The 15,918-nt window shown below is 43.5% G+C and carries 22 protein-coding genes; all 22 read left to right on the forward strand.

Going from position 1 to position 15,918, the window contains the following annotated elements; genetic code table 11:
- Positions 1-29 precede the first annotated feature (29 nt).
- The 22 genes from rpoC (at position 30) to rpsH (ending at position 15,907) form a co-directional block, all read left to right on the forward strand.
- Positions 30-3,650: a DNA-directed RNA polymerase subunit beta' gene (gene rpoC / locus GC102_RS20735; protein ID WP_171691208.1), complete on the forward strand. Its 3,621-nt coding sequence runs from the start codon at positions 30-32 to the stop codon at positions 3,648-3,650.
- A gap of 190 nt (positions 3,651-3,840) precedes the next feature.
- A complete protein-coding gene (locus GC102_RS20740) occupies positions 3,841-4,092 on the forward strand; it encodes a ribosomal L7Ae/L30e/S12e/Gadd45 family protein (RefSeq protein ID WP_171642877.1) in 252 nt (83 codons plus the stop codon).
- 163 nt (positions 4,093-4,255) lie between these two features.
- Positions 4,256-4,675: a 30S ribosomal protein S12 gene (rpsL, locus tag GC102_RS20745; RefSeq protein WP_028557500.1), complete on the forward strand. Its 420-nt coding sequence runs from the start codon at positions 4,256-4,258 to the stop codon at positions 4,673-4,675.
- A 44-nt stretch (positions 4,676-4,719) separates the two neighbouring features.
- Positions 4,720-5,190 (forward strand): 30S ribosomal protein S7, encoded by a 471-nt coding sequence (rpsG, locus tag GC102_RS20750; protein ID WP_028557499.1) that lies wholly within the window; start codon positions 4,720-4,722, stop codon positions 5,188-5,190.
- A 38-nt stretch (positions 5,191-5,228) separates the two neighbouring features.
- Complete coding sequence (gene fusA / locus GC102_RS20755) at positions 5,229-7,304, forward strand: elongation factor G (RefSeq protein ID WP_171691209.1); 2,076 nt, start codon at positions 5,229-5,231, stop codon at positions 7,302-7,304.
- A 39-nt stretch (positions 7,305-7,343) separates the two neighbouring features.
- Entirely contained in the window at positions 7,344-8,534 is a 1,191-nt protein-coding gene (gene tuf, locus GC102_RS20760) for an elongation factor Tu (protein ID WP_047683193.1), read from the forward strand.
- A 241-nt stretch (positions 8,535-8,775) separates the two neighbouring features.
- Positions 8,776-9,084, forward strand: a complete 309-nt coding sequence (gene rpsJ, locus GC102_RS20765) for a 30S ribosomal protein S10 (RefSeq protein ID WP_028557496.1) — start codon at positions 8,776-8,778, stop codon at positions 9,082-9,084.
- Between the two features lie 45 nt (positions 9,085-9,129).
- Complete coding sequence (rplC, locus tag GC102_RS20770; protein ID WP_028557495.1) at positions 9,130-9,753, forward strand: 50S ribosomal protein L3; 624 nt, start codon at positions 9,130-9,132, stop codon at positions 9,751-9,753.
- Positions 9,754-9,769: 16 nt separating this feature from the next.
- Entirely contained in the window at positions 9,770-10,396 is a 627-nt protein-coding gene (gene rplD, locus GC102_RS20775) for a 50S ribosomal protein L4 (protein WP_171691210.1), read from the forward strand.
- The gene (gene rplW, locus GC102_RS20780) at positions 10,393-10,683 is read left to right on the forward strand and encodes a 50S ribosomal protein L23 (protein WP_028557493.1); all 291 of its coding nucleotides are present in this window, start codon (positions 10,393-10,395) and stop codon (positions 10,681-10,683) included. Before rplD ends, rplW begins: the two co-directional genes overlap by 4 nt.
- 31 nt (positions 10,684-10,714) lie before the next feature.
- The gene (gene rplB, locus GC102_RS20785; RefSeq protein ID WP_028557492.1) at positions 10,715-11,545 is read left to right on the forward strand and encodes a 50S ribosomal protein L2; all 831 of its coding nucleotides are present in this window, start codon (positions 10,715-10,717) and stop codon (positions 11,543-11,545) included.
- A gap of 84 nt (positions 11,546-11,629) precedes the next feature.
- Positions 11,630-11,908, forward strand: a complete 279-nt coding sequence (gene rpsS / locus GC102_RS20790) for a 30S ribosomal protein S19 (protein WP_029196461.1) — start codon at positions 11,630-11,632, stop codon at positions 11,906-11,908.
- A gap of 31 nt (positions 11,909-11,939) precedes the next feature.
- Positions 11,940-12,272, forward strand: coding sequence for a 50S ribosomal protein L22 (rplV, locus tag GC102_RS20795; protein ID WP_028557490.1), 333 nt, complete (start codon positions 11,940-11,942; stop codon positions 12,270-12,272).
- A gap of 13 nt (positions 12,273-12,285) precedes the next feature.
- Positions 12,286-12,948, forward strand: a complete 663-nt coding sequence (gene rpsC / locus GC102_RS20800) for a 30S ribosomal protein S3 (RefSeq protein WP_171642879.1) — start codon at positions 12,286-12,288, stop codon at positions 12,946-12,948.
- A gap of 3 nt (positions 12,949-12,951) precedes the next feature.
- Positions 12,952-13,386, forward strand: a complete 435-nt coding sequence (rplP, locus tag GC102_RS20805) for a 50S ribosomal protein L16 (RefSeq protein ID WP_029196459.1) — start codon at positions 12,952-12,954, stop codon at positions 13,384-13,386.
- Positions 13,376-13,573: a 50S ribosomal protein L29 gene (rpmC, locus tag GC102_RS20810; RefSeq protein ID WP_028557487.1), complete on the forward strand. Its 198-nt coding sequence runs from the start codon at positions 13,376-13,378 to the stop codon at positions 13,571-13,573. Before rplP ends, rpmC begins: the two co-directional genes overlap by 11 nt.
- Before the next feature lie 27 nt (positions 13,574-13,600).
- Positions 13,601-13,864, forward strand: coding sequence for a 30S ribosomal protein S17 (rpsQ, locus tag GC102_RS20815; protein WP_171691211.1), 264 nt, complete (start codon positions 13,601-13,603; stop codon positions 13,862-13,864).
- Between the two features lie 35 nt (positions 13,865-13,899).
- Positions 13,900-14,268, forward strand: a complete 369-nt coding sequence (gene rplN, locus GC102_RS20820; protein WP_028557485.1) for a 50S ribosomal protein L14 — start codon at positions 13,900-13,902, stop codon at positions 14,266-14,268.
- 55 nt (positions 14,269-14,323) lie between these two features.
- Positions 14,324-14,677, forward strand: coding sequence for a 50S ribosomal protein L24 (rplX, locus tag GC102_RS20825; protein ID WP_216628115.1), 354 nt, complete (start codon positions 14,324-14,326; stop codon positions 14,675-14,677).
- Between the two features lie 33 nt (positions 14,678-14,710).
- Entirely contained in the window at positions 14,711-15,253 is a 543-nt protein-coding gene (rplE, locus tag GC102_RS20830; protein WP_171642881.1) for a 50S ribosomal protein L5, read from the forward strand.
- Between the two features lie 36 nt (positions 15,254-15,289).
- Positions 15,290-15,475, forward strand: a complete 186-nt coding sequence (locus GC102_RS20835; RefSeq protein ID WP_029196455.1) for a type Z 30S ribosomal protein S14 — start codon at positions 15,290-15,292, stop codon at positions 15,473-15,475.
- A 33-nt stretch (positions 15,476-15,508) separates the two neighbouring features.
- Positions 15,509-15,907 carry a 30S ribosomal protein S8 gene (gene rpsH / locus GC102_RS20840; RefSeq protein WP_029196454.1) on the forward strand — a complete coding sequence of 133 codons (399 nt, stop codon included), beginning with the start codon at positions 15,509-15,511 and terminating at the stop codon, positions 15,905-15,907.
- The last annotated feature ends 11 nt before the right edge of the window (positions 15,908-15,918 follow it).

Consider the following 15,918-nt stretch of genomic DNA (forward strand, 5'->3'; position numbering starts at 1 on the left):
GGTTTAAATTCTTAAAGGAGGGTTGCTCCTTGATGGACGTTAACAACTTCGAGTTTATGAAAATCGGCTTGGCATCACCCGATAAAATTCGCTCTTGGTCCCGTGGGGAAGTAAAGAAGCCGGAAACGATTAACTACAGAACCTTAAAGCCTGAGAAAGAAGGTCTTTTCTGCGAAAAGATCTTCGGGCCTACCAAAGATTGGGAATGTCATTGCGGTAAATACAAACGAGTTCGTTATAAAGGCGTTGTTTGTGACCGTTGTGGCGTTGAAGTAACACGTCAAAAGGTACGTCGTGAGCGCATGGGTCATATTGAACTTGCCGCTCCGGTATCCCACATTTGGTACTTCAAAGGTATTCCAAGCCGTATGGGGCTTGCGTTAGATATGTCTCCAAGATCGTTGGAGGAAATCATCTACTTCGCTTCCTATGTGGTAACTGATCCAGGGGATACACCTTTGGAGAAGAAACAACTGCTTTCAGAGAAAGAATACCGCAGCTATCGCGAGAAGTACGGTTATGCTTTCCAAGCGGGAATGGGTGCGGAAGCCGTAAAAAAACTTCTAGTCGATATTGATATCGAGCGTGAAGTAGATACACTCAAAGAAGAACTCAAAACAGCGCAAGGTCAACGTCGTAATCGTGCGATTAAGCGTCTGGAAGTTATGGAAGCATTCCGTAACTCGAAGAATTTACCAGGCTGGATGGTTTTGGATGTACTTCCTGTCATCCCTCCGGAGCTTCGTCCGATGGTACAACTTGATGGTGGCCGCTTCGCGACTTCTGACTTGAATGATCTGTATCGCCGCGTTATCAACCGTAACAACCGTTTGAAAAGATTGCTCGACCTAGGCGCTCCGGATATCATTGTTCAAAATGAGAAACGGATGCTGCAAGAGGCGGTTGATGCTCTTATCGATAACGGTCGTCGCGGCCGCCCGGTAACAGGCCCAGGTAACCGTCCTTTGAAATCCCTCAGCCATATGCTGAAAGGTAAACAAGGACGTTTCCGTCAAAACTTGCTCGGTAAACGTGTTGACTATTCCGGTCGTTCCGTTATCGTTGTAGGTCCTAACCTGAAGATGTACCAATGTGGTCTTCCGAAGGAAATGGCACTTGAGTTGTTCAAGCCTTTCGTTATGAAAGAGCTTGTAAATAAAGGTTTGGCCCATAACATCAAAAGTGCAAAACGTAAAGTTGAGCGCGTAAGTCCAGATGTTTGGGATGTACTTGAAGAAGTAATTAAGGAGCACCCGGTTCTTCTGAACCGTGCCCCTACGCTGCATAGACTTGGTATTCAAGCTTTTGAACCGATTCTGGTTGAAGGCCGCGCTATTAAGCTTCATCCGCTCGTTTGTACAGCTTACAACGCTGACTTCGACGGTGACCAAATGGCCGTTCACGTACCATTGTCTTCTGAAGCTCAAGCCGAAGCTCGCTTGCTCATGCTGGCGTCAGGTAACATCTTGAATCCGAAAGACGGTAAGCCTGTCGTTACGCCTTCACAGGATATGGTTCTGGGAAGCTTCTATTTAACAACAGACAACAAATTCGCTAAAGGTGCTGGTTCTATTATTAGAACAGTGCATGAAGCAGTTTCTTCTTACCAATCGGGCAAAATGGCACTGCACGCACGGGTTGCTATTCCTGCAAGAGCATTGAACAAAGTTAGTTTCACTGAGAAACAGCAAAATGCAATCTTGATCACGACGATCGGTAAAATCATTATGAATGAGATTTTCCCTAGCGACTTCCCATTCATTAATGAACCAACCAAAACAAACCTGCTGAATGGGATTCCTGATGCTCACTTTGTTTTTGAAAAAGGTGCTGATCTTAGAGCTATTATGTTGGAGCGTGAAGAGAACAAAGCGGTAGGTAAAGAATATCTCGGTTCTATCATTGCTGAGTGTTTCCGTAAATACCACACAACTCAAACGTCCATGATCCTTGATAAAATTAAAGAGCTTGGATTCACGTACTCCACCAAAGCGGGTATTACCGTAGCTGTCTCTGACGTTGTTGTTCCTACTGAAAAAGTAGCAATCCTCAAAGAATGTGAAGAGAAAGTACGTGTAGTTACGAACCAATACCGCCGTGGTTTGATTACAGATGAAGAGCGTTATGACCGAGTTATTGCGATCTGGAGTAAAGCGAAGGATGAAATCACAGATATTTTGATGAAATCCCTTGATAAATACAACTCTATTAGCATGATGGTTGAATCCAAAGCGCGGGGTAATAAATCTCAGATTACACAGCTTGGCGGTATGCGTGGTTTGATGGCGAATCCATCCGGTAAAATTATGGAGTTGCCAATTAAATCGAACTTCCGTGAAGGTTTGACAATCTTGGAGTACTTTATTTCCACGCACGGAGCGCGTAAAGGTCTTGCCGATACAGCGTTACGTACAGCTGACTCCGGTTACCTGACTCGTCGTCTCGTTGACGTAGCACAAGACGTTATCGTTCGTGAAGATGATTGTGGAACTGACAAAGGCTTCATGGTTAGCAAAATTCAAGATGGTAAAGAGGTTATTGAAGATCTCTATGACCGTATTGAGGGTCGCTATGCTTATGAAACTCTTCGTCATCCGAAAACAGGTGAAGTTATTGTTCAACGCAATGAACTCATCGAATCGGGTATTGCAGATACAATTATTGAAGCAGGTATCGAGAAACTTCAAATTCGTTCCGTTCTTAGCTGCCGTACCAATCATGGTGTTTGTAAAAAATGTTACGGTCGTAACCTAGCTACTGGCCAGTTTGTTGAGGTTGGTGAAGCAGTTGGTATTATCGCTGCTCAATCCATTGGTGAGCCAGGAACACAGTTAACGATGCGTACGTTCCATACCGGTGGTGTTGCCGGAGATGATATTACGCAAGGTTTGCCGCGTATTCAAGAGCTCTTCGAAGCTCGGAATCCGAAAGGTCAAGCGATCATTTCCGAAATTGATGGTACTGTGAAAGAAATCCGTGAAGCTAAGGACCGTCGTGAGATCGAAGTCCAAGGGGAAGCGGAATCCAAAGTATATGCAGTTCCTTACGGTTCACGTGTACGTGTTTCATTGAATCAACAAGTGGAAGCTGGAGACGAGTTGACTGACGGTTCTATCGATCCGAAGGAAATGCTCCGTATCAAAGGTATCCGCGGTGTGCAGAACTACATTCTGCAAGAGGTTCAACGTGTATATCGTAACCAAGGGGTAGAAATTAACGATAAACATATCGAAGTTATGGTTCGCCAAATGTTACGGAAAATCCGTATCGTTGACGCTGGAGATACAACGCTTCTACCTGGTTCCTTCGTAGACATTCATGAATATGAAGCTGCCAACAAAGTTGCCTTGTTCGCTGGTAGTGAGCCTGCTGTTGCAAGACCTATCTTGCTCGGTATTACTAAAGCGTCCCTAGAGACCGATTCCTTCCTATCTGCAGCGTCTTTCCAAGAAACGACACGTGTCTTGACGGATGCAGCAATTAAAGGCAAGGTTGACCAATTACTTGGTCTTAAGGAGAACGTTATTATCGGTAAACTTATTCCTGCAGGTACGGGTATGCCTCGTTACCGGAATATCCGTATTACGGATCCGAACGAAGTGCTTGTACAAGACGAGGATCTTGAAAAAGAAACTGTCACTGTTGAATAGATTCGCTATGTAATCAGGAGGGATAGCCACTTTATAATGAAGTGCGCTGTCCCTTCTGCTTTACTTTTACTAATCTAGTAAGAATAATAAAATATATGAAGTTATTCCTTGACACCCGAAGATCAAAGTGCTAATATATCGTAGTGTGCCTAAGTCGATATTCTTTCCTTTTCTTTGAAGGGGGTGCCTTATGTCTTATGATAAAGTCAAACAGGCGAAGAATATAAGTGTAGGTACGAAGAAAGTTACAAAAATAGTCGAACAAGGTAAGGCAGTCGAAGTTTTTGTTTCTAAAGATGCAGATCCGCGATTGACGATAAATCTGGTAACTCTCTGTACGCAGAAGGGTGTACCTATTACCTACGTAGATTCTATGAAGATGCTAGGTAAAGCATGTGGAATTGAAGTTGGAGCTGCGGTAGCAGCTGTTGTAAATGAATAAACGCTAAAGACGTTTTTGTTAGTGGCCATAGCCTACATAAGTTTTTATAACTTTTCGCAGCTATCCATGGCAAGGACTTTCTCTTTGCTCATTTATGACTCGCCTGGATCTGTGGGCTTGCAAGAAGAACATCATGTTATGAATGTAGGGAGGAGGTGGCGATATGCCAACAATTAACCAACTAGTACGTAAAGGTCGTCAAGCGAAGGTGGATAAGTCTAAATCACCAGCTTTGCAAAAAGGTTTTAACGCTTTGAAAAGAGAAGCAACGGATTTGAGTGCACCTCAAAAACGTGGTGTCTGCACGCGTGTAGGCACTATGACTCCTAAGAAGCCTAACTCCGCACTTCGTAAATACGCACGTGTTCGTTTAACGAACCGCGTAGAGGTGACAGCTTACATTCCAGGTATCGGTCACAACCTGCAAGAACACAGTGTTGTATTGATCCGTGGAGGTAGAATTAAAGATCTTCCAGGGGTACGTTATCACATCGTGCGTGGCGCGCTGGATACTTCCGGTGTTAACAACCGTAAGCAATCCCGTTCCAAATACGGTACTAAACGTCCAAAAGTTAAAAAATAAGAGATAATAATCAGTGATGATTCTTAGAAGAAAGGGGGATAACTATGCCTCGTAAAGGTCCAGTTACTCGCAGAGACGTATTGCCAGATCCAATTTATAATAGCAAACTAGTTACTCGTCTTATCAATCGCATTATGGTTGATGGAAAAAGAGGGGTAGCACAAACCATTTTATACAACGCTTTTAACCTCGTGAAAGATCGTACAGGTAAAGAGCCGATGGAAGTGTTTGAAGCTGCTATCAAAAACATTATGCCAGTACTAGAAGTTAAAGCTCGCCGTGTTGGTGGAGCGAACTATCAAGTACCTATCGAAGTTAGACCTGATCGTCGTTCAACTTTAGGGTTGCGTTGGTTGGTCAACTACTCCCGCCTACGCGGTGAGAAGACGATGGAAGAAAGATTGGCTTATGAAATCATCGATGCTAGCAACAGCACAGGTTCTTCCGTTAAGAAACGTGAAGATACACACAAAATGGCTGAAGCTAATAAAGCATTCGCTCACTATCGTTGGTAGAATTCTAAATCAATATCAGAAAGGAGACATAACGACCTATGGCTAGAGAGTTCTCCTTAAAAAACACACGTAATATCGGGATCATGGCTCATATCGATGCTGGTAAAACGACAACAACAGAGCGCATTCTGTACTATACAGGTAAAGTTCACAAAATCGGAGAAGTGCACGAAGGTGCAGCTACGATGGACTGGATGGAGCAGGAACAAGAGCGTGGAATCACGATTACTTCCGCCGCTACAACTGCGCAATGGGAAGGTCACCGCATCAATATTATTGATACCCCGGGGCACGTTGACTTTACCGTTGAGGTAGAGCGTTCCCTTCGTGTGTTGGATGGAGCAGTTGGTGTATTTAGTGCGAAAGAGGGCGTTGAGCCTCAATCGGAAACAGTTTGGAGACAAGCTGATAAATACAACGTTCCACGGATTGCTTACGTAAACAAAATGGATATCATCGGTGCAGACTTCTTGCAAGTTGTTGAATCCATGCGTCAAAAACTTGGTGCAAATGCAGTAGCTATTCAACTTCCAATCGGTGCTGAGAATGAATTCAAAGGTATCATTGACTTGGTTGATGAAGTTGCTTATATGTACAAAGACGATCTTGGTAAGGATATCGAGAAAATCGAGATTCCTGCTGAGTTCAAAGATCAAGTTGCAGAACTTCGCTTGGAATTGATTGAGAAAGTTGCTGAGCTTGATGAAGAGCTTACAATGAAGTACCTTGAAGGCGAAGAAATTTCTGTTGACGAAATCAAAGCAGCTCTACGTAAAGGTGTCTGCGAAGTGAAAATCTTCCCAGTTATCGTAGGGTCTTCTTACAGAAACAAAGGTGTTCAATTGATGTTGGATGCGGTAATTAGTTACCTGCCATCACCACTTGATGTACCTGACATTAAAGGTGTACTTGACGATGGTACTGAAGTGGTTCGTAAGTCTGCTGATGATCAACCTTTCTCAGCGCTTGCATTCAAAATCATGACAGATCCTTTCGTTGGTCGTCTTACGTTCTTCCGTGTTTACTCTGGTACCTTGAACTCCGGTTCCTACGTTGTTAACGCAACAAAAGGCAAACGTGAGCGCGTTGGTCGTATTCTGCAAATGCATGCGAACAGCCGTCAAGAAATCAGCATTGTATACGCTGGTGACATCGCCGCGGCCGTTGGATTGAAAGATACAACGACTGGTGATACACTTTGTGATGAGAAAAATCCAGTTATTCTTGAGAAAATGGTCTTCCCTGAACCGGTTATCCAGCTTGCTGTAGAACCGAAGACGAAAGCCGACCAAGATAAAATGGGTATCGCGTTGCAAAAACTTGCTGAAGAAGATCCGACTTTCCGTGCTTCCACAGACGAAGAAACAGGACAAACGATCATCGCAGGTATGGGTGAGCTTCACCTTGAGATCCTCGTTGACCGTATGCTTCGTGAGTTCAAAGTAGAAACCAATGTTGGTAAACCGCAAGTAGCTTATCGTGAAACGTTCCGTGCATCAGCTAAAGTTGAAGGTAAATTCGTTCGTCAATCCGGTGGTCGTGGTCAATACGGACATTGTTGGGTTGAGTTCGAACCTCAAGAAGCTGGTACAGGTTTCATTTTCGAAAGCAAAGTAGTCGGCGGATCTATTCCTAGAGAATATATCGCACCTATTCAAGCTGGTATCGAAGAGTCCATGAAAAACGGTGTAATCGCAGGATTCCCGCTCGTGGATATCAAAGCTACAGTTGTTGATGGATCTTACCATGATGTTGACTCCAATGAAATGGCGTTCAAAATCGCAGGTTCCATGGCACTTAAAGCAGCTAAAGAAAAATGTAAACCGGTTCTTCTTGAGCCAATCATGAAGGTTGAAGTTACTGTACCAGAAGAGTACATGGGCGATGTTATGGGTGACCTTAACTCCCGTCGTGGACGTATTGAAGGTATGGATAACCGTCATGGCGCGCAAATCATCCGTGCTAAGGTGCCTTTGTCCGAAATGTTTGGATATTCCACAACACTTCGTTCAAGAACTCAAGGCCGTGGTGTTTACTCCATGGAACTTTCACATTATGAAGAAGTACCTAAGTCCATTGCAGAAGAAATTATTGCAAAAGGCAAAGGCGCTTAATATAAAACTATTAGTCACTCTAAGGAGGAATCGTTTAAAATGGCAAAGGCTAAATTTGAACGTAACAAACCGCATGTTAACATCGGTACTATCGGTCACGTTGACCATGGTAAAACAACTTTGACAGCAGCTATTACAACTGTATTGTCCAAAAGATACGGTGGAGCTGCAGTAGCATTCGACCAAATCGATAAAGCACCAGAAGAGCGCGAGCGCGGTATCACAATCTCCACTGCTCACGTTGAGTACGAAACACCTAACCGTCACTACGCACACGTTGACTGCCCAGGACATGCTGACTATGTTAAAAACATGATCACTGGTGCTGCTCAAATGGACGGAGCGATCTTGGTTGTATCCGCAGCTGACGGCCCTATGCCGCAAACTCGCGAGCACATCCTTCTTTCCCGTCAAGTAGGCGTACCTTACATCGTAGTATTCCTTAACAAATGTGATATGGTTGAAGACGAAGAGTTGCTTGAATTGGTTGAGATGGAAGTTCGCGACCTTCTTAACGAATATGAGTTCCCAGGCGATGATACTCCAATCATCCGTGGTGCAGCTCGTGAAGCTCTTGCTAACCCAGAAGGTCCTTGGGCTGACAAAATCATCGAGTTGTTCGAGCAAGTTGATACTTACATCCCAACTCCTGAGCGTCAAACTGACAAGCCTTTCCTTATGCCAGTTGAGGATGTATTCTCAATCACTGGTCGTGGAACAGTTGCAACTGGTCGTGTTGAGCGTGGTACTGTTAAAGTACAAGAAGAAGTTGAAATCGTTGGTATCGCTGAAGAAACTCGTAAATGCATCGTAACTGGTGTAGAGATGTTCCGTAAATTGCTTGATTCCGCTCAAGCTGGTGACAACATCGGAGCATTGCTTCGTGGTGTAGACCGTAAAGATATCGAGCGTGGACAAGTACTTGCGAAACCAGGTTCAGTTAAACCACACACGAACTTTACAGCACAAATCTACGTTCTAACTAAAGAAGAGGGTGGCCGTCATAAGCCTTTCTTCACAGGTTACCGTCCACAGTTCTACTTCCGTACAACTGACGTAACGGGTATCATCTCCCTTCCAGAAGGTACAGAGATGGTTATGCCTGGTGATAACATCACTGTTACTGTTGAACTAATCAACCCAATCGCAATCGAAGAAGGAACACGCTTCGCGATTCGTGAAGGCGGACGTACAGTTGGTGCGGGCGCGGTTGCAACAATTCAAAAGTAATACCTATAAATAGAAGAAACACTCATCGTTTAGACGGTGGGTGTTTTTTTTATGCATATGCCTAAAATTTCGCTTGCTTTTCGTTTTCAAATTTTATATAATATAAAACGTTGGTCTGTGACGTTGCGATGATGCGAAAGGTTGCCGACACACCTGGCCCCTTTGCCATGGGGATGGTTGTTGGAGAATTTTCGCGGAGTATGTCCGATAATAAATTGGGCGATAGAAGGAGGGACTTATCATGGCAAAGCAAAAAATTCGTATCCGTTTGAAAGCTTATGATCACAGAATTATTGATCAATCAGCTGAGAAAATCGTGGAAACTGCCAAGCGTTCCGGTGCAGGTGTATCCGGTCCGATTCCGCTTCCGACAGAGAAGCAAATCATCACGATTCTTCGTGCGGTGCACAAGTACAAGGATTCGCGTGAGCAATTCGAAATGCGTACGCATAAGCGTCTTATCGATATTGTGAATCCAACACCACAAACAGTTGATGCTCTAATGCGTTTAGACTTACCGTCTGGCGTTGATATTGAGATCAAACTGTAAAACAACTATAGAATGAACGTTTAGGAAGGAAATGAGGTGTCAACGATGAAAGGTATCTTAGGAAAAAAACTTGGGATGACACAGTTGTTTACTCCGGAGGGTAATGTAGTTCCGGTAACTGTCATTCAAGCGGGACCATGTGTGGTACTGCAAAAGAAAGATGTGGATAACGACGGATATGAGTCGATCCAAATCGGTTTTGATGATGTTAAAGCTAGCAGAATCATTAAACCAGAGCTTGGCCATGCGAAAAAAGCAGGGGCAACGCCTAAGCGCTACGTTAAAGAAATTCGTGGCATTCAGTTGGGTGACTATGAAGTTGGTCAAGAACTGAAAGCAGATCTGTTTACAGAGGGCGAATTCGTTGATGTAACGGGTACTTCCAAAGGTAAAGGTTTCCAAGGTAACATCAAAAGACATAACCAATCCACAGGCCCTATGGCTCACGGATCACGTTATCACCGCGGACCAGGTTCCATGGGTTCCATTCAAGCAAACCGCGTACCTAAAGGTAAGAAATTGCCAGGGCACATGGGTAACGAAACAGTAACTTTGCAAAACCTGCAAATCATTAAAGTAGATGCTGAGCGTAACGTGTTGCTAGTTAAAGGTTCCATTCCGGGTCCTAGAAACAGCTACGTTAGCGTGAAGTCTGCTGTGAAAAAGTAAGAAAGGAGGAAGACAGATGCCAAAAGTAGCTTTATATAATGTAACAGGTGCTCAGGTAGGAGAAGTTGAACTGTCTGACGTTGTTTTTGGAATTGAGCCTCACGTTCATGCGATCCACGAAATGGTATTGCTTCAACAAGCGGCTGTTCGTCAAGGAACACACAAAACAAAAGGTCGTTCAGAAGTTCGCGGCGGTGGTCGTAAACCTTGGAAACAAAAAGGTACAGGTCGCGCTCGTCAAGGTAGTATTCGTGCTCCACAGTGGAAAGGCGGCGGTACCGTATTCGGACCGACACCTCGTAGCTATGGTTTCAAATTGCCTAGAAAAGTTCGTCGCTTAGCGATCAAATCCGCTTTGTCCTCGAAACTTATCGATAACAACTTGATCGTATTGGATCAACTTCAAATGAATGCTCCGAAAACGAAAGATTTCGTTGCTATTCTGAACAACCTGAAAGTAGATAGCAAAGTACTAGTTGTGGGCGTTGCTAACGACTCCAATGTTGCTTTGTCTGCTCGTAATATCCCAGGTGTGAAATTTGTTGCTGCTGATGGAGTTAACGTTCTTGATGTCATGCTTTATGACAAATTGATCTTAACACAAGAGGCTGTACAGAAAGTTGAGGAGGTGCTTGCACAATGAAAAATCCACGCGACATTATCAAGCGCCCGATCATCACTGAGCGTACAAGCGACCTAATGGCTAACAAAAAGTATGTTTTCGAAGTAGATCTTCGTGCTAACAAAACAGAAATTAAACAAGCTATTGAAGCGATCTTCAAAGTAAAAGTTACAAATGTAAACACACTCAGAATGCCTGCTAAGCCTAAGCGTTATGGCAAACACTCCGGTTACACTTCCATCTGGAAGAAAGCTATCGTGTCCCTAAGCGCAGAAAGCAAAGAATTGGAATTCTTTGAATCAGTATAACCCTATCTCTTGAAGTAAGGAGGAAATCAGAGTGCCAATTAAAAAATATAAACCAACCTCACCAGCTCGACGTGCGATGTCGGTTTCTACTTTTGAAGAAATCACAACATCTACACCGGAGAAATCCTTGCTTGCTCCTTTGTTCAAGCATGCTGGTCGTAACAACCAAGGTAAAATTACGGTTCGTCACCATGGTGGTGGACACAAACGTAAATACCGTATTATCGATTTCAAACGTACTAAAGATGGAATACCAGGACGCGTTGCTACAGTTGAGTACGATCCTAACCGTTCCGCGAACATCGCATTGATTCATTATGCTGATGGCGAGAAAAAATACATCATCGCTCCAAAAGGTCTTAAAGTGGACGATCGTATCGTTTCTGGACCACAAGCAGATATCAAAGTAGGTAACGCTCTTCCATTGGAAAACATTCCAGTTGGTACAGTTATCCACAACATCGAGTTGAAGCCTGGTAAAGGTGCACAATTAGTGCGCGCTGCCGGTACGGAAGCTCAACTTCTTGGTAAAGAAGAAACTTACGTAACCATTCGCCTTTCATCTGGTGAAGTTCGTAAAGTCCTTAAAGTTTGCCGCGCAACAATCGGTTCTGTTGGTAACGAAGATCACGAACTCGTGAAAATCGGTAAAGCAGGACGTAATCGTTGGAAAGGCAATCGTCCACAAGTTCGTGGGGTCGTAATGAACCCGAATGATCACCCACACGGTGGTGGTGAAGGACGTGCACCAATCGGACGTAAATCACCTATGTCACCATGGGGTAAACCGACGCTTGGTTTCAAAACTCGTAAAAAAGGTAAAGCATCCGATAAATACATTGTACGTCGTCGTACGAAGTAATCATGATAAAATGAACCACAAAGTATGTTCAATTTATCACGGATATAGACATTCTCTTAAGGTTCAAGGAAGGGAGGAACACCCATGGGTCGCAGCTTAAAGAAAGGTCCATTTATTGATGGATACTTACTGAAAAAAGTAGAAGACTTGAACACTTCCAGCAAAAAACTGGTTATCAAAACGTGGTCCCGTCGTTCTACGATTTACCCGCAATTCGTTGGTCACACTTTCGGAGTTTATGACGGAAGAAAACACGTGCCTGTATACGTAACGGAAGATATGGTTGGGCATAAGCTTGGTGAATTTGCTCCAACACGTACTTACAAAGGTCACGATGACGATAAGAAAACCGGAAAACGCTAATTTCAATTTTTAACCGAGAGGAGGTACTACCATGCAAGCAAAAGCAATATTGAACCACGCTCGGATTGCTCCTCGTAAAGCAAAGCTAGTTGTTGACTTGATTCGGGGAAAAGCGGTAGGTGAAGCGATTGCGATTCTGCGTCACACGCCTAAAGCAGCTTCTCCAATTCTGGAGAAACTACTGAATTCCGCAATTGCCAATGCAGAGCATAACTATTCATTAGATCCTAATAAACTTGTGGTGTCTGAGACATTTGTTAACCAAGGACCTACAATGAAAAGGTTCCAACAACGTGCAATGGGCCGCGCTAGCGCGATCAAAAAACGTACCAGCCACATTACAATCGTGGTATCTGAAAAATAAGGAGGGGTAACGTGTGGGTCAGAAGGTAAACCCGGTAGGCTTTAGAATTGGTGTCATTCGTGATTGGGAGTCCAAATGGTTCGCAGAGAAAGATTTCGGAACTCTGTTGCTTGAAGACGTCAAAATCCGCGAATACTTAAAAAATAAACTTAAAGATGCTGCAGTTTCCCACATCGAAATCGAACGCGCGGCTAACCGTGTGAACGTTACGATTCAAACTGCAAAACCAGGAATGGTTATTGGTAAAGGCGGAGCTGAAGTTGAAGTTATTCGTAACTACATCGCTGCTATGTCCAATAAAAAAGTTCACATTAACATCTCTGAAATCAAAAGCCCAGATCTTGACGCTATTCTAGTAGCTGAAGCTGTTGCACTTCAATTGGAACGTCGTGTTTCATTCCGTCGTGCAATGAAACAAGCTATGCAAAGAACGATGAGATCCGGTGCAAAAGGTATCAAAGTAGCAACTAGCGGACGTCTTGGCGGTGCTGAGATCGCTCGTACGGAAGGATATAGCGAAGGAACAGTTCCACTTCATACGCTTCGTGCTGATATCGACTATGGTACTGCTGAAGCAGCCACTACTTATGGACGTATCGGTGTAAAAGTATGGATTTATCGTGGAGAAGTGCTTCCGCCAGCTAAGAAAAAGGCTCAGCCGGAAGGAGGAATTTAAATCATGTTAGTACCTAAACGTGTAAAACACCGTAAAGAACACCGCGGTAACATGAAGGGTCGCGCTAAAGGCGGAACGGAAGTAGCTTTTGGCGAATATGGTCTGCAAGCGGTAGAACCGGCTTGGGTATCCAACCGTCAAATCGAAGCAGCACGTATTGCCATGACACGTTACATCAAACGTGGCGGTAAAGTTTGGATTAAAATCTTCCCAGCTAAACCAGTTACACAAAAACCGCTTGAAGTTCGTATGGGTAGTGGTAAAGGTAACGTGGAGAAATGGGTAGCTGTAGTAAAACCGGGTAAAATTTTGTTTGAACTTGCTGGTGTTAGTGAAGAGGTCGCTCGTGAAGCGATGCGTCTTGCTGCTCACAAGCTACCAATCAAAACGAAATTCGTGAAAAGAGAAGAAGTAGGCGGTGAAGCAAATGAAGGGTAGTGAATTCCGGAACTTAACCACTGCTGAAATTGAGCAAAAAGTTAATGGTTTTAAAGAAGAACTCTTTAACCTCCGTTTTCAACTAGCTACTGGTCAATTGGACAACCCGACTCAAATTCGTGATTTGCGTAAAGAGATCGCTCGTGCCAAGACTATTTTGCGTGAAAGAGAATTGGGGATTGGGTAACCAAATCTAGAAGGGAGTGTTCCTTAGATGGCTGAACGTAACGATCGTAAAGTTCTGATCGGTAAAGTTGTCAGTGATAAAATGGATAAAACCATTGTTGTTGCTGTTGAAACTTACAAAAAACATGAGCTCTATCACAAGAGAATCAAATATACGAAAAAGTTTAAAGCGCATGATGAAAACAACCAAGCTAAAATTGGTGACACTGTGAAAATCAGTGAAACTAGACCATTATCCAAAGATAAAAGCTGGAGACTGGTTGAAATTATTGAAGTTGGCGTTGTTATCTAATAATCTAGACATGAACCCCGAAAGGAGGGAATACGATGATTCAACCATTTACTCGTTTGGCTGTCGCTGACAACTCAGGTGCGAAACAATTAATGTGTATCCGCGTTTTGGGTGGTACTGGTCGTCGCGTTGGTCACATCGGTGATTTGATCGTCTGTTCAGTAAAAGAAGCAACACCAGGTGGCGTTGTCAAAAAAGGTGACGTTGTTAAAGCAGTTATCGTTCGTACAAAGAGCGGTGCTCGCCGTAAAGACGGATCATATATCTCATTCGATGAGAATGCGGCTGTTATCGTGAAAGAAGATAAAAGTCCACGTGGTACACGTATCTTTGGACCAGTTGCACGCGAACTTCGTGACAGAGACTTCATGAAGATCGTATCCTTGGCTCCAGAAGTTATCTAAGAACAGTTACGATGTTTGTTTTCCTAACGGGAAACCTCAGGAGGTGTAGAAGCTAATGCCAAGATTAAAAAAGAGATTAGAATCTCATAACAATAAACTGCACGTGAAAAAAGACGATACGGTTTTTGTAATCACTGGTAAAGACAAAGGTAAGAAGGGCCGCGTTATCGCTGCTTATCCTCGTCAAAACCGTGTGCTTGTAGAAGGTGTAAACATGGTTAAGAAACATGCGAAACCATCCCAAACTAACCCACAAGGCGGTATCTTGAATCAAGAAGCTGCAATCCACGTTTCTAACGTGATGCTGATTGATCCTAAGAGCGGCAAGCCTACTCGCGTAGGATATAAAGTATTGGATAACGGAACGAAAGTTCGCATCGCGAAAAAATCCGGCGAAGTTATCGACTAATACAACAAAGCATGGAAAGGAGGCAAATGAGTCATGGCAGTAAGAATGAAAGATCGTTATTTGAACGAAATCACTCCAGCGTTAATTCAAAAGTTTAACTACTCAACAGTTATGCAAGTTCCTAAAGTCGAGAAAATCGTTATCAACATGGGTGTTGGTGAGGCTGTATCGAACTCCAAAGTACTTGACACTGCAGTAGAAGATCTTCAAAAAATCTCTGGTCAAAAACCAGTTGTTACAAAATCCAAAAAAGCGATCGCGGGTTTCAAACTTCGTGAAAATATGCCAATCGGCGTGAAAGTAACTCTTCGCGGCGAGCGTATGTATCATTTCTTGGATAAACTTTTCAACGTATCACTTCCACGTGTACGTGACTTCCGTGGTATTTCCAACAAGGCTTTTGATGGTCGTGGAAACTACACACTTGGTCTGAAAGAACAACTCATTTTCCCAGAAATTGAGTATGATAAAGTTGATAAAGTTCGTGGTATGGATATTGTTATCGTTACAACGGCTAAGTCCGACGAGGAAGCTCGCGAGCTTTTAACACAACTCGGAGCGCCTTTCGTTAAATAGGTTACCAGTCGTACCTATCAGGAGGTGTTATATTAAGTGGCAAAAACTTCGATGAAAGTCAAACAGCAACGTACCCCGAAGTTTAAAGTGCAAGCATACACACGTTGTGAGCGCTGCGGACGTCCGCATTCAGTGCTTCGCAAGTTCAAAATTTGTCGGATTTGTTTCCGCGAATTAGCACACAAAGGTCAGATTCCAGGCGTTAAAAAAGCAAGCTGGTAATCACCCTATTTTCGGGAAGGAGGTTTACACAAAATGGTCATGTCAGATCCAATTGCAGATATGCTAACTCGCATTCGTAATGCGAATATCGTACGTCATGAAACAGTTGAAATTCCTGCGTCAAAAGTGAAGAGGGAAATCGCTGAAATCCTTAAAAAAGAAGGATTTATCCGTGACGCTGAGTACGTTGAAGATAGCAAACAAGGTATCATTCGTTTGTTCCTGAAATACGGTTCAAACAATGAGCGTGTTATCTCCGGTTTGAAAAGAATTTCCAAACCAGGACTACGCGTTTACACTAAATCACAAGAAATCCCTCGTGTATTGGGCGGATTAGGGATTGCCATCATCTCCACATCTAAAGGAGTTATGACGGATAAAGATGCTCGTCAATCCAAAGCTGGCGGAGAGGTTATCTGCTACGTTTGGTAATACAATTGTAA

The organism is Paenibacillus germinis, from assembly GCF_013141785.1.
Lineage (GTDB): Bacteria > Bacillota > Bacilli > Paenibacillales > NBRC-103111 > Paenibacillus_E > Paenibacillus_E phytorum.

Excerpts from the sequence above, each read along its gene's own strand:
- GC102_RS20740 (WP_171642877.1), top strand. The coding sequence starts at position 3,841 with ATGTCTTATGATAAAGTCAAACAGGCGAAGAATATAAGTGTAGGTACG.
- rpsL (WP_028557500.1), top strand. The coding sequence starts at position 4,256 with ATGCCAACAATTAACCAACTAGTACGTAAAGGTCGTCAAGCGAAGGTG.
- rpsG (WP_028557499.1), top strand. The coding sequence starts at position 4,720 with ATGCCTCGTAAAGGTCCAGTTACTCGCAGAGACGTATTGCCAGATCCA.
- fusA (WP_171691209.1), top strand. The coding sequence starts at position 5,229 with ATGGCTAGAGAGTTCTCCTTAAAAAACACACGTAATATCGGGATCATG.
- tuf (WP_047683193.1), top strand. The coding sequence starts at position 7,344 with ATGGCAAAGGCTAAATTTGAACGTAACAAACCGCATGTTAACATCGGT.
- rpsJ (WP_028557496.1), top strand. The coding sequence starts at position 8,776 with ATGGCAAAGCAAAAAATTCGTATCCGTTTGAAAGCTTATGATCACAGA.
- rplC (WP_028557495.1), top strand. The coding sequence starts at position 9,130 with ATGAAAGGTATCTTAGGAAAAAAACTTGGGATGACACAGTTGTTTACT.
- rplD (WP_171691210.1), top strand. The coding sequence starts at position 9,770 with ATGCCAAAAGTAGCTTTATATAATGTAACAGGTGCTCAGGTAGGAGAA.
- rplW (WP_028557493.1), top strand. The coding sequence starts at position 10,393 with ATGAAAAATCCACGCGACATTATCAAGCGCCCGATCATCACTGAGCGT.
- rpsS (WP_029196461.1), top strand. The coding sequence starts at position 11,630 with ATGGGTCGCAGCTTAAAGAAAGGTCCATTTATTGATGGATACTTACTG.
- rplV (WP_028557490.1), top strand. The coding sequence starts at position 11,940 with ATGCAAGCAAAAGCAATATTGAACCACGCTCGGATTGCTCCTCGTAAA.
- rplP (WP_029196459.1), top strand. The coding sequence starts at position 12,952 with ATGTTAGTACCTAAACGTGTAAAACACCGTAAAGAACACCGCGGTAAC.
- rpmC (WP_028557487.1), top strand. The coding sequence starts at position 13,376 with ATGAAGGGTAGTGAATTCCGGAACTTAACCACTGCTGAAATTGAGCAA.
- rpsQ (WP_171691211.1), top strand. The coding sequence starts at position 13,601 with ATGGCTGAACGTAACGATCGTAAAGTTCTGATCGGTAAAGTTGTCAGT.
- rplN (WP_028557485.1), top strand. The coding sequence starts at position 13,900 with ATGATTCAACCATTTACTCGTTTGGCTGTCGCTGACAACTCAGGTGCG.
- rplX (WP_216628115.1), top strand. The coding sequence starts at position 14,324 with ATGCCAAGATTAAAAAAGAGATTAGAATCTCATAACAATAAACTGCAC.
- rplE (WP_171642881.1), top strand. The coding sequence starts at position 14,711 with ATGGCAGTAAGAATGAAAGATCGTTATTTGAACGAAATCACTCCAGCG.
- rpsH (WP_029196454.1), top strand. The coding sequence starts at position 15,509 with ATGGTCATGTCAGATCCAATTGCAGATATGCTAACTCGCATTCGTAAT.